The sequence below is a fragment of the Pseudomonas sp. UBA6315 genome, assembly GCF_002438125.1.
Classification (GTDB): Bacteria; Pseudomonadota; Gammaproteobacteria; order Pseudomonadales; family Pseudomonadaceae; genus Aquipseudomonas; species Aquipseudomonas faucium.
The window spans coordinates 18,229-33,277 of record NZ_DJTF01000172.1 but is presented as its reverse complement, the minus strand read 5'-3'; the positions used below and the strand labels follow the sequence as shown (position 1 = coordinate 33,277).

14 protein-coding genes are annotated in these 15,049 nt (G+C 66.2%); 7 read left to right on the top strand and 7 right to left on the bottom strand.

Annotated features, from left to right (window positions below):
• Window positions 1–85: 85 nt before the first annotated feature.
• Genes bioD through bioB form a run of 5 tightly spaced genes read right to left on the bottom strand, consistent with a single transcriptional unit; the run spans window position 86 to window position 4,544 of the window.
• Window positions 86–766, bottom strand: coding sequence for a dethiobiotin synthase (gene bioD, locus B3E94_RS20165; RefSeq protein ID WP_176514871.1), 681 nt, complete (start codon window positions 764–766; stop codon window positions 86–88).
• A gap of 10 nt (window positions 767–776) precedes the next feature.
• Window positions 777–1,595: a malonyl-ACP O-methyltransferase BioC gene (bioC, locus tag B3E94_RS20160; RefSeq protein WP_286914891.1), complete on the bottom strand. Its 819-nt coding sequence runs from the start codon at window positions 1,593–1,595 to the stop codon at window positions 777–779.
• On the bottom strand, window positions 1,588–2,319 hold the full coding sequence (locus tag B3E94_RS20155; protein ID WP_286914889.1) for an alpha/beta fold hydrolase: 732 nt from the start codon (window positions 2,317–2,319) through the stop codon (window positions 1,588–1,590). The genes bioC and B3E94_RS20155 overlap by 8 nt, the downstream gene beginning before the upstream one ends.
• Window positions 2,312–3,484: an 8-amino-7-oxononanoate synthase gene (gene bioF, locus B3E94_RS20150; protein WP_286914888.1), complete on the bottom strand. Its 1,173-nt coding sequence runs from the start codon at window positions 3,482–3,484 to the stop codon at window positions 2,312–2,314. Before bioF ends, B3E94_RS20155 begins: the two co-directional genes overlap by 8 nt.
• Window position 3,485: 1 nt before the next feature.
• The gene (gene bioB, locus B3E94_RS20145) at window positions 3,486–4,544 is read right to left on the bottom strand and encodes a biotin synthase BioB (RefSeq protein ID WP_286914887.1); all 1,059 of its coding nucleotides are present in this window, start codon (window positions 4,542–4,544) and stop codon (window positions 3,486–3,488) included.
• A gap of 89 nt (window positions 4,545–4,633) precedes the next feature.
• On the opposite strand from bioB, the gene B3E94_RS20140 reads away from it, so the two are divergent.
• The 4 genes from B3E94_RS20140 (at window position 4,634) to rarD (ending at window position 8,253) form a co-directional block, all read left to right on the top strand.
• Window positions 4,634–5,371: a ComF family protein gene (locus B3E94_RS20140; RefSeq protein WP_286914886.1), complete on the top strand. Its 738-nt coding sequence runs from the start codon at window positions 4,634–4,636 to the stop codon at window positions 5,369–5,371.
• 54 nt (window positions 5,372–5,425) lie between these two features.
• A complete protein-coding gene (locus tag B3E94_RS20135; RefSeq protein WP_286914885.1) occupies window positions 5,426–6,190 on the top strand; it encodes a TOBE domain-containing protein in 765 nt (254 codons plus the stop codon).
• A 136-nt stretch (window positions 6,191–6,326) separates the two neighbouring features.
• A complete protein-coding gene (locus B3E94_RS20130) occupies window positions 6,327–7,301 on the top strand; it encodes a serine/threonine protein kinase (RefSeq protein WP_286914883.1) in 975 nt (324 codons plus the stop codon).
• Between the two features lie 64 nt (window positions 7,302–7,365).
• The gene (gene rarD / locus B3E94_RS20125) at window positions 7,366–8,253 is read left to right on the top strand and encodes an EamA family transporter RarD (RefSeq protein WP_176514855.1); all 888 of its coding nucleotides are present in this window, start codon (window positions 7,366–7,368) and stop codon (window positions 8,251–8,253) included.
• Window positions 8,254–8,472: 219 nt separating this feature from the next.
• Here rarD and B3E94_RS20120 read toward each other — a convergent pair whose 3' ends face one another.
• The gene (locus B3E94_RS20120; RefSeq protein WP_286914882.1) at window positions 8,473–8,991 is read right to left on the bottom strand and encodes a glycine cleavage system protein R; all 519 of its coding nucleotides are present in this window, start codon (window positions 8,989–8,991) and stop codon (window positions 8,473–8,475) included.
• Between the two features lie 455 nt (window positions 8,992–9,446).
• On the opposite strand from B3E94_RS20120, the gene B3E94_RS20115 reads away from it, so the two are divergent.
• Window positions 9,447–11,624 (top strand): malate synthase G, encoded by a 2,178-nt coding sequence (locus B3E94_RS20115; RefSeq protein WP_286914880.1) that lies wholly within the window; start codon window positions 9,447–9,449, stop codon window positions 11,622–11,624.
• 96 nt (window positions 11,625–11,720) lie between these two features.
• On the opposite strand, the gene B3E94_RS20110 is transcribed toward B3E94_RS20115, so the two are convergent.
• Window positions 11,721–12,164: a response regulator gene (locus B3E94_RS20110; RefSeq protein WP_176514849.1), complete on the bottom strand. Its 444-nt coding sequence runs from the start codon at window positions 12,162–12,164 to the stop codon at window positions 11,721–11,723.
• 190 nt (window positions 12,165–12,354) lie between these two features.
• On the opposite strand from B3E94_RS20110, the gene B3E94_RS20105 reads away from it, so the two are divergent.
• Window positions 12,355–14,292, top strand: a complete 1,938-nt coding sequence (locus B3E94_RS20105) for a putative nucleotidyltransferase substrate binding domain-containing protein (protein ID WP_236236987.1) — start codon at window positions 12,355–12,357, stop codon at window positions 14,290–14,292.
• A complete protein-coding gene (locus B3E94_RS20100) occupies window positions 14,289–14,999 on the top strand; it encodes a 3'-5' exonuclease (RefSeq protein WP_286914879.1) in 711 nt (236 codons plus the stop codon). The genes B3E94_RS20105 and B3E94_RS20100 overlap by 4 nt, the downstream gene beginning before the upstream one ends.
• Window positions 15,000–15,049: the final 50 nt, after the last annotated feature.

The window sequence follows — 15,049 nt, the reverse complement described above, 5'->3', positions numbered from 1 at the left end:
TGGCAATTAAAGCAGGCCACGACGCAAAAGGCCCGTTTAAATCCCTAATGGCCTAGTGCTAGCTGATAGACCCTGGGCATGCCCGCTAGTCCAGCAGGTCCAGTTGCAGGTGTTCTGCCACCGCGTCTGCACTCGCCACCTTGAGCCGCGGCACACGCCCCAGGCAAGGCGCCGGCAGGCGTTCTGCAAGGCTGGCCAGGTTCTCTTCCAGGCGCGAGGTACGCGGCTCGATGATATTGGCGACCCAACCCGCCAGCTGCAGCCCATCGCGGGCAATCGCCTCGGCGCTGAGCAGGGCATGGTTGATGCAGCCCAGGCGCACGCCCACCACCAAGATCACCGGCAGTTTCAGCGCAACCGCCAGGTCGGAGAGGTTGGCATGGTCGGACAACGGCACCCGCCAGCCGCCCGCGCCTTCGACCAGGGTGAAATCCGCCCCCTGGTCCAGCACATGGCGCATGGCCTTGAGCAGCGCCGGCACTTCCAGCGCCACGCCCGCTTCGCGCGCGGCCACATGGGGGGCGATGGCAGGCTCGAAGGCAAACGGGTTGACCGCCTCATAGGCCAGCTTCAGCGTGCTTTCGTCGATCAGCGCCTGGGCATCGGCATTGCGCAGCCCTTTGGCCGTGGCCGTGCAGCCGGAGGCCACCGGCTTGGCGCCGAGGGTGCTCAAGCCCTGCAAACGTGCCGCATGCAACAGGCCTGCGGCGATCGTGGTCTTGCCGACATCGGTATCGGTGCCGGCGATGAAATAGGCTTGGCTCATTTCACTCCTCTCATGCCCGTGGCTTGCGCATCACACCATAGACCACCTGATAGGTGGCTGGCAGCCCCTGGGGCTGGCGAAACGCCTCATATGCCTGCAGCAGGCCCTGCATACGGGCGCGCCCGGTCAGCCCGGAAGGCCTGCCAGGGTTGAGATTATGGGCGCCGAGCGCCTTGAGTTCATGGGTCAGGCTGCGCACATCCGGGTAATGCAGCACATGGGGCTGGCGCTGCAGGCCGAGCTGCTCCAAACCACTGGCCGCGCACAGGCGCTGGTAATCCTCGAAGCGGCGGAAGCGGTTGACGTGGACCATGCCGTCCACCGCCTGCCAGCTGGCGCGCAGCTCATCCAGCGTGCCGACGCACAAGCTGCTGAAGGCCAGCACGCCGCCTGGGCGCAACACCCGCTGCGCCTCGCTCAGCACACTGGCGAACTGGCCACACCACTGCACCGCCAAGCTCGTGAACACCAGGTCGACACTGCCATCGCCCAGGGGCAGGCGCTCGGCATCGCCTGCCACGTGATAGGCCGCGCCACCCTGTTCGCCACGGGCGTGGCGCAGCATGCCTTCGGCGATATCCACCGCCACGCCGCTGGCAGGCGCGAAGCGCTCGGCCAGCACCCGGCTGAAGTAGCCGGTGCCACTGCCCAGGTCGAGCCAGCGCGAAGGCGCCAGGTCGCTCGGCAACTGCTCCAGCAGGCTCACGCCCACGGCGCGCTGCAGTGCCGCCACGCTGTCGTAGCTGGCGGCCGCGCGGGAGAACGAGGCCGCCACCTGGCGCTTGTCCGGCAGCGTGCCAGGCAGGGTTGGATGGGAAAGGTCAGTCATCGCCACTCTCATGCAGGAAACTCTTGATACCCGCCGCCAGCTCCTGTGGGTATTCCAGCAGGAAGGCGTGGGAACTGTCTTCGACCAACCCGACTTCCACGTCGGGCAGCAACTCGCTCAGGGCCTTGGCCGCTTCCGCCGGCACCAGCGCATCGCTGCCGGCGAAAAGGTGCAACTGCGGGCCGCCGTAGGCCTGCAGGGCTTCGCGGGTATCGAGCTGGGCCAGTACTTGCAGGCCGCTGGCCAGGTACAGCGGGTCGGTATCCGGCACACCCACGCCAAGCTGGCGCAACAGCGTGCGCGGCTGCTGGGCGCCGTCGCTGCACAGGGTGCGAAAGCGCTTGAGGGTGACCGAGGTATGGCTGCGGCAACCGTCCAGGAAGGTGCCGAAGGTGTCGGCGGCCATGCCGTGGGGCCAGCCTGGGCGGGCGACGAAACTGGGGTTGCTGGCCAGGGTGAGCAAGCCGCAGCAATGGTCGCCACGCTTGCGCGCCAGTTCGCTGGCAAGCATGCCGCCGAGCGACCAGCCGCCCAGCCAGGTGTCGGTGGGCAATTTGCGGTCAAGGTGCCCCAGCCAGGCCTGCAAATCGGCGTCGGCCAGCTCCGGCAGCGGCATCAGCTCGACCTGCAGGCGGGCGTCCTGGGCCCGCAGGCTGGCGGCCAGCGGCTCCAGGGCAGCGGTGCCCAGCCCCCAGCCGGGCAGAAGGATCAGTCGGTTACGCATCGGCGGCCTCCAGTTGTGGATAACACTCGGCCAATGCATTCAACAATAGCTGCACCTGCGCCTGGCTGTGCGCCGCGCTCAGGGTGACCCGCAGGCGTGCGCTGCCGGCAGGCACGGTGGGGGGGCGAATGGCAGTAACCAGCAGCCCGCGCTCGCGCAGCATGCGCGACAGGCGCAGGGCCTTTGCACTGTCGCCGACCAGGATCGGCTGGATCGGCGTCGGGCTGTCCATCAGCTGCAGGCCGATCTGCTCGGCGCCCTGGCGGAACTGGCCAATCAACGCCGCCAGGTGTTCCCGCCGCCAGGTTTCCCGGCGCAGCAGCTCCAGGCTCTTGAGCGTGGCGCAGGCCAGTGCCGGTGGCTGGCTGGTGGTGTAGATGTAGGGCCGGGCGAACTGCACCAGCGCTTCGATCAGGTCCTCGCTACCGGCGACGAAGGCGCCCGCGGTGCCGCACGCCTTGCCCAGGGTGCCGATCAGCACCGGCACGTCCTCCACGCCCAGGCCGAAGTGCTCGACGACACCACCACCCTGCGCGCCCAAGGTACCCAGGCCGTGGGCGTCGTCGACCATCAGCCAGGCATCCCGCGCCCGGGCGGCCTTGGCCAGTGCCGGCAAGTCGGCCAGGTCGCCGTCCATGCTGAACACCCCGTCGGTAACCACCAGGGTATTGCCGGTGGCCTTTTCCAGGCGGGCGGCCAGGCTGGCTGCGTCGTTGTGCAGGTAGCGGCTGAAACGCGCACCGCTGAGCAAGCCGCCGTCGAGCAGCGAGGCGTGGTTGAGGCGGTCTTGCAGCACGGTGTCGCCCTGCCCCACCAAGGCGGTGATGGCGCCCAGGTTAGCCATGTAGCCGGTGGAAAACAGCAGCGCGCGCGGGCGGCCGGTCAAGTCGGCCAAGGCCTCTTCGACGGCATGGTGCGGCGTGCTGTGGCCGATCACCAGGTGCGAGGCGCCACCGCCGACGCCCCAGCGTTCGGCGCCGGCCTGCCAGGCCTTGATGACCTCGGGGTGGTTGGCCAGGCCCAGGTAGTCATTGCTGCAGAAGGCCAGCAACGGCTGGCCGTCGACCACCACCTGCGGCCCCTGTGGGCTGTCCAGCAACGGCCGCTGCCGATACAGGTCAGCGGCGCGCCGTTCGGCCAGGCGCGCCGCCAGATCGAAGGCCATCTCAGGCCGAGGCTGCGTTGTAGAACAGCTCGCTGCTGCGTTGCTCGACCAGCGCCTGCTCGATGGCAGCCTGGTGCACTTCGTCGGCATGCTCTTCACGCGCTTCGGGCTTGATGCCCAGGCGCGCGAACAGCTGCATGTCCTTGTCGGCCTGTGGGTTGGCGGTGGTCAGCAGCTTCTCGCCGTAGAAGATCGAGTTGGCACCGGCCATGAAGGCCAGGGCCTGCATCTGCTCGTTCATCTGCTCACGGCCGGCGGACAGGCGCACGTGCGATTTGGGCATGAGGATGCGCGCCACTGCCAGCATGCGGATGAAGTCGAACGGGTCGACATCTTCTTCCTCGGCCAGCGGCGTGCCGGCCACCTTCACCAGCATGTTGATCGGCACCGACTCCGGGTGCTCGGGCAGGTTGGCCAGCTGGATCAGCAGCCCGGCGCGGTCATCCAGCGACTCGCCCATGCCGAGGATGCCGCCGGAGCAGATCTTCATCCCGGCATCGCGCACGTAGGCCAGGGTCTGCAGGCGCTCGCCGTAGGTGCGGGTGGTGATGATGCTGCCGTAGAACTCAGGCGAGGTGTCGAGGTTGTGGTTGTAGTAGTCCAGGCCGGCCTGGGCCAGCGCCTGGGTCTGCTCCTGGTCGAGCTTGCCGAGGGTCATGCAGGTTTCCAGGCCCATGGCCTTGACCCCTTTGACCATCTCCAGCACGTAGGGCATGTCCTTGGCGGACGGGTGCTTCCAGGCAGCGCCCATGCAGAAGCGCGTGGAGCCGATGGCCTTGGCCCGGGCGGCCTCTTCCAGCACCTTCTGCACTTCCATGAGCTTCTGTTTTTCCAGCCCGGTGTTGTAGTGGCCGGACTGCGGGCAGTATTTGCAATCTTCCGGGCAGGTGCCGGTCTTGATCGACAGCAGCGTCGAGACCTGCACACGGTTAGGGTCGAAATGCGCGCGGTGCACGGTCTGCGCCTGGAACAGCAAGTCGTTGAACGGTTGCTGGAACAGTGCCTTGACCTCTGACAGGGACCAGTCGTGACGTGTTGTAGCAGTTGTGCTGGCGCTCATCGGCGTTTCCTTGTTTAGGCTGTAGCTGGCGCCGGGACAGGAATGCCCGCCAGCGCATCACGGATAGCTCGCATAGTCATGGAAGGCCTATGAACTGTCAACCGCATGTAAAAGCACTGGTTTACAACTGTACAAATATTAATCATGTCTGTTTACTTTGCGACGCGCCGGCCGAACAGCCCTACCCCCTGTGCGTCGCCTGCGAGCAGGAACTGCCCTGGCTGGACGAGCACTGCGTGCGCTGCGCGCTGCCGCTGCCCATGGCCGGCTTGACCTGCGGCCCGTGCAGCCGGCGTGCTCCGGCCTACGCGCAAGTGGTCGCGCTGTGGCACTACGGGTTTCCCGTGGACACCTTGATCAGCCGTTTCAAGCACCGCCGGCAATGGCCGCTGGGGCGGCTGATGGCTGAACTCCTGGGCCATGGCCTGCTTCACCGCTATGCCGAAGGGCTGGCCGTGCCTGAGCTGTTGTTGCCGGTGCCGCTGGCCCGGCGGCGGTTGCGTGAACGGGGGTTCAACCAGGCCGGCATGCTGGCGCGGTGGCTCTCGACACAGCTGAATGTGCGTTGCGATGAGCGCCTGCTGCTGCGCACCCGCGACACGCCTGCCCAGCAGGGGCTGGATGCCAAGGCGCGGCGCCGGAACCTGCGCCAGGCGTTCAGCCTGCAGCGCCCAGGCACGTTCGAAGGCAGGCATGTCGCCCTGGTCGACGATGTGCTCACCACCGGCACCACGGCCCAGGCGATTGCCCAGCTGCTGCACAAGGATGGCGCGCGGCGCGTCGATGTCTACTGCCTGGCGCGCACGCCAAAGCCGGGCCAGGCTTGACTGTGCACCGGCACGAAGGCACCGTCGTGCCATCAGCCCATGACCGCCAAGCCCATGTCCCTACCTGCCCTGCTCACCCAACACATCGCCCGCCGCCCGCAGCGCATCGCCCTGCTCCAGCACGTCGCCGAGCAAGGCTCGATCACCCGCGCCGCCAAGGCGGCCGGCATCAGCTACAAAGCCGCCTGGGATGCCATCGACGAACTCAACAACCTGGCCAGCCAGCCGCTGGTCGAGCGCAGCACCGGTGGCCGCGGCGGCGGCGGCGCGCGCCTTTCGGCCGAAGGCGAGCGGGTGCTGCGCCTGTATCAGCGCCTGCAGAACCTGCAGGCCCAGCTGCTTGAAGCCGCAGAAGAATCCAGCGACCTCGACCTGCTCGGGCGCCTGATGCTGCGCACCAGCGCGCGCAACCAGCTGCAGGGGCAAGTCAGCGGCCTGCGCCGCGAAGGCCGGCACGACCGGGTGAGCCTCGCCCTGGGTGGCGGGCTGGAAATCGCGGCGCTGATCACCCATGACAGCACTGCGCGCCTGGAGCTGACCCTGGGCACCATGGTGGTGGCGCTGCTCAAGGCGGGCTGGGTGCAGCTGCTGGGGGCCGGCGACGAGACAGAGGCAGGCAGCAATGTGCTTGAAGCCACCGTCGAAGAAGTGCTGGTCGATGGCCACGAGCCCAGTGAAGTGCGCCTGGCTTTGAGCAATGGGCAGACGTTGTATGCATTTGCCGAGGCGCAGTGGCTGGCGCAGCAGCAGGTGCAGGCGGGGAGCCCGGTGCGGGTGCAGTTCCATCCGTCGTCGGTGTTGCTGGGGGTACCGGTCTAGGCTGGCCGCGCAGCGCGCGGTTCGCGGGGCAAGCCCGCTCCCACAGGTTCACCGCCGAGGGGCAATACTGTGGGAGCGGCCCGCGCAAGGGCCGGCACTGATACCATGAGGCCTTGCAGCCAGCCCCGGAGCACTCATGTCGCACCCCTTCGCCACACTTACCCCCGACCTGGTCCTGGACGCCGTGGAAAGCCTCGGCTTTCTCAGCGATGCCCGCGTCCTCGCGCTGAACAGCTACGAGAACCGCGTCTACCAGGTGGGCATCGAGGATGCGCAGCCGCTGATCGCCAAGTTCTACCGCCCGGGCCGCTGGAGCGATGCCGCGATCCTCGAAGAACACCGCTTCAGCGCCGAACTCGCCGACTGCGAAGTGCCCGTGGTCGCGCCGCTGCAGCACGAAGGCCAGACCCTGTTCGAACACCAGGGCTTTCGCTTTACCCTGTTCCCGCGTCGCGGCGGCCACGCACCTGAGCCCGGCAACCTCGACCAGCTCTACCGCCTGGGCCAACTGCTGGGCCGCCTGCACGCCGTGGGCGCGACACGCCCGTTCGAGCACCGCGAGGCACTGGCTGTGGACAACTTTGGCCATGCCTCGCTGAACACCCTGCTCGACGGTGGCTTCGTGCCCAAGGAACTGCTGCCCGCCTTCGAATCGGTAGCCCGCGACCTGCTCAAACGCGTCGAAGACGCCTACGCCCGCACGCCCCACCAGGTGATCCGCCTGCACGGCGACCTGCACCCCGGCAACCTGATGCACCGCGACGAGGTCTACCACGTCGTCGACCTCGATGACTGCCGCATGGGCCCGGCCGTGCAGGACCTGTGGATGATGCTCGCCGGCAACCGTGAAGAGCGCATGGGGCAACTGGCCGAGCTGATCGATGGCTACAACGAGTTCCACGATTTCGACCCGCGCGAACTGGCCCTGATCGAGCCCCTGCGCGCCCTGCGCCAGTTGCACTACAGCGCCTGGCTGGCGCGGCGCTGGGACGACCCGGCGTTCCCGCCGAGCTTCCCCTGGTTTGGCCAGCCGCGTTACTGGGGCGACCAGATTCTCGCCCTGCGCGAGCAACTGGCCGCGCTGGATGAACAACCGCTGAAATTGTTCTAGAAGCGCGCCGCGCTCTGTCTACAATAGGCGTCGCTTCAATTAGCTTCCTAAGCAAGGATTCTGCATGCACGCCGCAAACCCGCGCCGCGGGTACCTCCTGGGCCTTGGCGCCTACATCATCTGGGGCTTGTTCCCGCTGTACTTCAAAGCGATCCAGAGCGTTCCGGCGGTGGAGATCATCGTCCACCGGGTGCTCTGGTCGGCGCTGTTCGGTTCGCTGTTGCTGCTGGTGTGGAAACACCCCGGCTGGTGGCGCGAACTGCGCGACAACCCGCGCCGCCTGGCCATCCTCGCCCTCAGTGGCACGTTGATCGCCGCAAACTGGCTGACGTATGTGTGGTCGGTGAACAACGGCCGCATGCTCGAAGCCAGCCTTGGCTACTACATCAACCCGCTGGTGAACGTGCTGCTGGGCATGCTGTTGCTGGGCGAGCGCCTGCGCCGCCTGCAATGGCTGGCCGTGGGCCTGGCGGCGCTGGGGGTGGCGCAGCAGGTGTGGCAGGTGGGCAGCCTGCCCTGGGTATCGCTGGTGTTGGCATTGACCTTCGGCTTCTATGGCCTGATCCGCAAGCAGGCGCCGGTCGCCGCGCTGCCCGGGCTGGTGGTCGAGACCTGGATGCTGGTGCCGCTGGCGCTGGGCTGGCTGCTGCTGCACCCCACCGCGATAAGTGCGCAACCTTCGTTCTACACCAGCAGCGAGGCGCTGTGGCTGATGGCGGCGGGGCCGGTGACGCTGGTGCCGCTGGTGTGCTTCAACGCTGCGGCGCGGCACCTGCCCTACACCACCCTGGGCTTCCTGCAGTACCTGGCGCCGACCCTGGTGCTGATGCAGGCGGTATGGCTGTTCGACGAGCACCTGTCGCCCAGCAGCCTGGTGGCGTTCGTGTGCATCTGGGCGGGCCTGGCGCTGTACAGCGTCGATGCGTGGCTGAATCTGCGCAAGCGCGCCTGATCAAAAAATGATCACATCTACGCAGGCCACGTATTTCGTGGCCTGCGCAAAGATCTCCAGAGGTTATCCACACCCTGGTCCCCGGCGTTTGTGCACAAGCCACTGAAAACTGGGTGTTTTTTGCTCAAACGGCGGGAGGGCTCGCCCTTGTTGGGCTGGCGAGGTGCGCCCCCAGCTTATCCACAGGGCCATCCCCGCATATTCGGGATAATCGCCCGCTCACTCTTCTGGGCGCAGCTTCAACTCCACCATCAAGTCATCCGCCAGGCTCTCCAGCTTGCGCTGCAGCTCATCCAGCGACAGGGTCAGCGGCAGCGCCAGCAAGGCATCGGCATGGAACAGCGGCTCGCTGCTCATCGGCGCCGGGCGCACCTCGGTGGTGAAACGCTCCAGGTTCACCCCATGGTCGGCCAGCAGGCGGGTGATATCGCGCACGATGCCGGGCCGGTCATTGCCCACCAGTTCCATGGCGATCGGCTTCCAGGTGCACGAGGGCTCGATGCCGCTTTCGGCGATCAGCACGCGAATGCTGTACTGGCTCAGCGCCTGCAGCGACTTCACCAGCTCGTCGTAGTTCTCGGCCGGCACCGCCACCCGCAAGATCCCGGCGAACTGCCCGGCCATGCGCGACATGCGGCTTTCCAGCCAGTTGCCGTTGTGGTCGGCAATGCACTGGGCAATGCGTTCGACCTGGCCAGCCTTGTCAGGAGCGATCACGGTGAGTACAAGATGATCCACAGCGACTTCCTCTGCGTGCAGCCGCGCAAAGCGGCGAAAATTCGGGGGATCGAGTCAGTATAGGCAAGGCGCGGCAACCTGCCGCAGGGCAGTCCGCGCAACTAATCGTGTACTGTTTCAAGATTTATCTGGAACAATCCACCGGTTTTTTGCGAACATACCAATTCCCAGCGTGACCCTACGCGACCAATCGGTCGCAGAGCGACGCTTTTAGTCCGATGTTTACCTGCCTGCTGCTTCATGTAGTATGCATCGGCGCGGACTACAAAACGTCGTTTCGATGTCTGCCAAGGCGCCTGTGAAAATACGCAAACCGCCCGCCAGCGCGTCTGGCGAGCTGCACCCCGCCGCGCTCGTGGATGACTGGGCAGGCACTGGTGCCGTGTTTAGAGAAGCGCTACAGGCTTAATACAGAAGAGCGAAAGCGAAATAGCTGAGCAGAGGTGAGGCAAGCAATGACTGGATACGTTCACGTCGGTGGCCTTCAGGTCGCCAAGGCCCTGTACGACTTCGTCAACAACGAAGCGATTCCTGGAACCGGCATCGATGCCAAACAGTTCTGGGCGGGTGCCGAGAAGATCATCAACGACCTCGCTCCCAAGAACAAAGCCTTGCTCGCCAAGCGCGACGAGCTGCAGGCCAAGATCGACGCCTGGCACCAGGCGCGCAAAGGCCAGGCCCATGACGCCGTCGCCTACAAAAGCTTCCTCCAGGAAATCGGCTACCTGCTGCCGCAAGTCGAAGACTTCCAGGCCACCACCCTGAACGTCGACGAAGAAATCGCCCACATGGCCGGCCCGCAGCTGGTCGTGCCGGTGATGAACGCCCGCTTCGCCCTGAACGCCGCCAATGCCCGTTGGGGCTCGCTGTACGACGCGCTGTACGGCACCGACGCCATCAGCGATGAAGGCGGTGCGGAAAAAGGCCAGGGCTACAACAAGGCCCGCGGCGACAAGGTCATCGCCTTCGCCCGCGCCTTCCTCGACCAGGCCGCGCCACTGGCAGCAGGCTCGCACGTCGACTCCACGGCCTACCGCATTGAAGGCGGCAAGCTGGTGGTCACCCTCAAAGGCGGCAGCAACAGCGGCCTGCGTGACGACGCCCAGCTGATCGGCTTCCATGGCGACGCCGCCGCGCCGACTGCCGTGCTGCTCAAGCACAACGGCCTGCACTTCGAGATCCAGGTCGACGCCAGCACCCCGGTCGGCAGCACCGACGCCGCCGGCGTCAAAGACATCCTGATGGAATCGGCCCTGACCACCATCATGGACTGCGAAGACTCGGTGGCCGCCGTGGACGCCGACGACAAGGTCATCGTCTACCGCAACTGGCTGGGCCTGATGAAAGGCGACCTGGCCGAAAGCGTGAGCAAAGGCGGCAAGACCTTCACCCGCACCATGAACCCGGACCGCGAGTACGCCGCGCCCAATGGCGGCAGCGTCACCCTGCACGGCCGTTCGCTGCTGTTCGTGCGCAACGTCGGTCACCTGATGACCAACCCGGCGATCCTCGATGCCCAGGGCAACGAAATCCCCGAGGGCATCCAGGACGGCCTGTTCACCAACCTGATCGCCCTGCACAACCTCAACGGCAACACCAGCCGCAAGAACACCCGCACCGGCAGCGTGTACATCGTCAAGCCGAAGATGCACGGCCCCGAAGAAGTGGCGTTCGCCGCTGAAATCTTCAGCCGCGTCGAAGACCTGCTGGGTATGAAGCGCAACACCGTCAAGGTCGGCATCATGGACGAGGAGCGCCGTACCACGGTCAACCTCAAGGCATGCATCAAGGCGGCCGCCGAGCGCGTGGTGTTCATCAACACCGGCTTCCTCGACCGCACCGGTGACGAAATCCACACCTCCATGGAAGCCGGCGCCGTGGTGCGCAAGGGCGCCATGAAGAACGAGAAGTGGATCGGCGCCTACGAGAACAACAACGTCGACGTGGGCCTGGCCACCGGCCTGCAAGGCCGTGCGCAGATCGGCAAGGGCATGTGGGCCATGCCCGACCTGATGGCAGCGATGCTCGAGCAGAAGATCGCTCACCCGCTGGCCGGCGCCAACACCGCCTGGGTACCGTCGCCAACCGCCGCGACCCTGCACGCCCTGCACTACCACAAGGTCGATGTGCAGGCGCGCCAGCGCGAACTGGCTTCGCGCGTGCCGGCCTCGGTCGACGACATCCTGACCATCCCGCTGGCTGCCGACACCAACTGGTCGGCCGAAGAGATCCGCAACGAACTGGACAACAACGCCCAGGGCATCCTCGGTTACGTGGTGCGCTGGATCGACCAGGGCGTCGGTTGCTCGAAGGTGCCGGACATCAACGATGTCGGCCTGATGGAAGACCGCGCCACCCTGCGCATCTCGGCCCAGCTGCTGGCCAACTGGCTGCGCCATGGCGTGGTCAGCCAGGAGCAGGTACTGGAAAGCCTCAAGCGCATGGCTGCGGTGGTGGACAAGCAGAACGCCGGTGACGCCCTGTACCGCCCAATGGCGCCGAACTTCGACGGCAACGTCGCGTTCGAGGCGGCTGTGGAGCTGGTTGTAGAAGGTGCCAAGCAGCCCAATGGCTATACCGAGCCGGTGCTGCACCGTCGTCGTCGCGAGTTCAAGGCGAAAAACGGCCTGTAAGTTGCGGGGCCTTTCTGGCCCCATCGCCGGCAAGCCGGCTCCCACAGAAATTGTAGGAGCCGGCTTGCCGGCGATGGGGCCAGAGCAGGCACCCCACTATTCGATCTTCAACTCCCTCTTCACCAGCGCCAACAGCTTGCCCAGGTCCACCGGCTTGAGCAGGAAGTCCACCACCCCCAGGTGCATCACGTCCACCGCCTCCTTCACATCGGTGTCGCCCGACACCACGATGATCGACAACGCCGCCCGCTCCGACTCACGCACCTGACGAATCAGTTCCAGGCCATCCTTGGGCTGCATGCGCAGGTCGGTGATCATCAAGGCGATACGCGGCTCATAGTGCAGCTTGAACATCGCCTCCTGGGCGCCATCGGCCATCATGCAGTCGATGCCCCGGCTCTTGAGGTACAGGCACAGAGCTTCGCTGTTCACCGGGTTGTCATCCACCACCAGCACCACAGGTTTAGGTGCCACCGGCGCACTCACCACGGCCAATGCTTCACGCTCCGCTTCACTCAGGATGTCGTCATGCTCAACCATGGTCGTCTCGTCAAAAAAATAGCCCGCTCAGCCGGTATGACCACGCCTTGAGAAATTGATCACAGCACGCCCCTAGACTTACGTCCAATGGGCACCGCACGGCGGCAAGCCGACCATGGGGGCCGAGAACAACAAGGCCGGCACCTATATATAGATATATATAGTTCGGCGTAGCGATACGGTCAGTTTCATGAGCAAAAAGGACGCCTACAGCCAGGCGGGCAGGACTGCCGTCCTGCAGAACATCCAGGGCACCCTGCAGTTCCTGCAGCGCTTCCCACCGTTCAACCAGATGGAGCACAGCCACCTGGGCTTTCTGGTGGAACAGTGCCAGCTGCGGTTCTACGCCAGCGGGGAAAGCATCCTCAAACCGGCGGACGGCCCGGTCGAGCACTTCTACATCGTCAAGCAGGGGCGCGTGGTCGGCGAGCGCCAGCACCTGGTCAAGCCGGGCGTGGAAACCACCTTCGAGATCACCAGCGGCGAATGCTTCCCGCTGGCAGCCCTGCTTGGAGAGCGCGCCACCCGCACCGAACACCTGGCCGGCGAAGACACCTTCTGCCTGCAATTGAACAAATCGGCCTTCATCCGCCTGTTCTCGATGTCGGATGTGTTTCGAGATTTTGCACTGCGCGGCGTCAGCAGCCTGCTCGAGCAGGTCAACCAGCAAGTGCGCCAGCGGGCGGTGGAAACCCTAGGCACCCAGTACTCGCTGAACACGCCGCTGGGCGAACTGGCCATGCGCCACCCGGTGGTGTGTACCCCGGATACCCCCCTGCGCGACGCCGTGCGGCTGATGCACGAGCAGCAGGTCGGCAGCATCGTGGTGGTCGACCCGCAGCGCTACCCGGTGGGCATCTTCACCTTGCGCGACCTGCGCCAGGTGGTGGCCGAAGCCGACGCCGACCTGGGGGCGCCGATCGACCGGCACATGACCGCCAAGCCGTTCTACCTCAGCCCGCAAGCCAGCGCCTTCGACGCGGCCATGGCGATGACCGAGCGGCACATCGCCCACGTCTGCCTGGTGGACAACCAGCGCCTGTGCGGCGTGGTGTCCGAGCGCGACCTGTTCTCCCTGCAGCGGGTCGACCTGGTGCACCTGGCGCGCACCATCCGCCACGCGCCGCGCCTGGAGACGCTGGTCTCGCTGCGCGGCGAAATCGGCCAGCTGGTCGAGCGCATGCTCGCCCACGGCGCCTCCTCGACCCAGATCACCCAGATCATCACCCTGCTCAACGACCATACCGTGTGCCGGGTGATCGAGCTGGCCCTGGCCGAACGCGGCGACCCCGGCGTGCCCTTCAGCTGGCTGTGCTTTGGCAGCGAAGGCCGCCGCGAACAGACCCTGCACACCGACCAGGACAACGGCATCCTGTTCGAGGCCGCCGACGCCACCGAGGCCCAGGCCATTCGCAGCCGCCTGCTGCCGCTGGCGCAATACATCAACCAGTGCCTGGCCCAGTGCGGCTTCACCCTGTGCAAGGGCAACGTCATGGCCGGCAACCCCGAGCTGTGCCTGTCGCGCGCCGAATGGGCCCGACGCTTTGCCGGCTTCGTGCGCGAGGCCAGCCCGGAGAACCTGCTGGCGTCGAGCATCTACTTCGACCTGCGCGTGGTCTGGGGCAACGAGCAAGGTGGCGAACAACTGCGCCAGCAGCTGCTCGAGCAAGTGGCCGATAACCGCATCTTCCAGCGCATGATGGCCGACAACGCCTTGCGCCAGCGGCCGCCGGTGGGGCGCCTGCGCGAGTTCGTGCTGACCCGCCAGGGCAACGACAAGGCCGCCACCCTCGACCTCAAGGTCCAGGGCCTGACCCCCTTCGTCGATGGCGCAAGGCTGCTGGCCCTGGCCAACGGCATTGGCGCCTGCAATACCCTGGAGCGCCTGCGCCAGCTGGTCGAGCAAGGCGTGATCGAAGCCCTCGATGGCGCCGCCTACGAAGAGGCCTACCACTTCATCCAGCAAACCCGCATGCAGCAGCACCAGCGCCAAACCCGCGACAACCTCCCCTATTCCAACCGCCTGGACCCGGACAGCCTCAACCACCTGGACCGGCGCATCCTGCGCGAGTCGCTGCGCCAGGCCCAGCGCCTGCAAAGCAGCCTGGCCCTGCGGTACCAGCTGTGAGCCTGTTCGCCTGGCTGCGCCCGGTCAGCGTGCCGCTCGCAGACGCCGCGCGCGAGCGCCTGGCGCGCTTGCCCAAGGCGGCGCCGCTGGGTGTGTGTTCGTTGCGCGAACAGCGCTGGGTGGTGCTCGACCTGGAAACCAGCGGCCTGAACCCCAACCGCGACCAGGTGCTGTCGATCGGCGCCGTGGCCATCGAAGATGGCGCCATCGACTTTTCCCAGCAGTTCGAGCGCACCCTGCACCGCCCGCTGCAGAAGACCAACGCCAGCGTGCTGATCCATGGCCTGGGGCCAAGCGCCCTGGCCGCTGGCTGCGACCCGGCCGAAGCGCTGCTCGACCTGCTCGAATTCATCGGCGCCAGCCCGGTGCTGGCGTTTCACGCGCCGTTCGACCAGCGCATGCTCGCCCGGGCGCTGAAGCAAAGCCTGGGCTACCGGCTGCAGGGGCATTTTCTCGACGTGGCCGAACTGGCGCCGATGCTCAACCCCGATACCGTGCTGCGCGAGGCCGGGCTGGACGACTGGGTGGCGCGCTTTGGCCTGCAGATCGACGAACGCCACCACGCCAGCGCCGATGCCCAGGTGACCGCGGAGCTGGCGCTGATCCTGCTCAGCCAGGCACGCCGCCAGCAGCTCGACAGCCCGTTGCAGCTGGAGCAGCGGCTGCGCGGGTGGCGGCGGCGCAAGCTGCAGAACCATGGCCTTTAGGCCGGCAAGCCGCTCCCAAAAATCAAGGCTGGCGCTGTACCTGTGGGAGC

What these genes read in the sequence shown, in the direction of transcription:
- bioD (WP_176514871.1), bottom strand. Translation starts at nt 766, where the DNA reads ATGAGCCAAGCCTATTTCATCGCCGGCACCGATACCGATGTCGGCAAG.
- bioC (WP_286914891.1), bottom strand. Translation starts at nt 1,595, where the DNA reads ATGACTGACCTTTCCCATCCAACCCTGCCTGGCACGCTGCCGGACAAG.
- B3E94_RS20155 (WP_286914889.1), bottom strand. Translation starts at nt 2,319, where the DNA reads ATGCGTAACCGACTGATCCTTCTGCCCGGCTGGGGGCTGGGCACCGCT.
- bioF (WP_286914888.1), bottom strand. Translation starts at nt 3,484, where the DNA reads ATGGCCTTCGATCTGGCGGCGCGCCTGGCCGAACGGCGCGCCGCTGAC.
- bioB (WP_286914887.1), bottom strand. Translation starts at nt 4,544, where the DNA reads ATGAGCGCCAGCACAACTGCTACAACACGTCACGACTGGTCCCTGTCA.
- B3E94_RS20140 (WP_286914886.1), top strand. Translation starts at nt 4,634, where the DNA reads ATGAACTGTCAACCGCATGTAAAAGCACTGGTTTACAACTGTACAAAT.
- B3E94_RS20135 (WP_286914885.1), top strand. Translation starts at nt 5,426, where the DNA reads ATGTCCCTACCTGCCCTGCTCACCCAACACATCGCCCGCCGCCCGCAG.
- B3E94_RS20130 (WP_286914883.1), top strand. Translation starts at nt 6,327, where the DNA reads ATGTCGCACCCCTTCGCCACACTTACCCCCGACCTGGTCCTGGACGCC.
- rarD (WP_176514855.1), top strand. Translation starts at nt 7,366, where the DNA reads ATGCACGCCGCAAACCCGCGCCGCGGGTACCTCCTGGGCCTTGGCGCC.
- B3E94_RS20115 (WP_286914880.1), top strand. Translation starts at nt 9,447, where the DNA reads ATGACTGGATACGTTCACGTCGGTGGCCTTCAGGTCGCCAAGGCCCTG.
- B3E94_RS20110 (WP_176514849.1), bottom strand. Translation starts at nt 12,164, where the DNA reads ATGGTTGAGCATGACGACATCCTGAGTGAAGCGGAGCGTGAAGCATTG.
- B3E94_RS20105 (WP_236236987.1), top strand. Translation starts at nt 12,355, where the DNA reads ATGAGCAAAAAGGACGCCTACAGCCAGGCGGGCAGGACTGCCGTCCTG.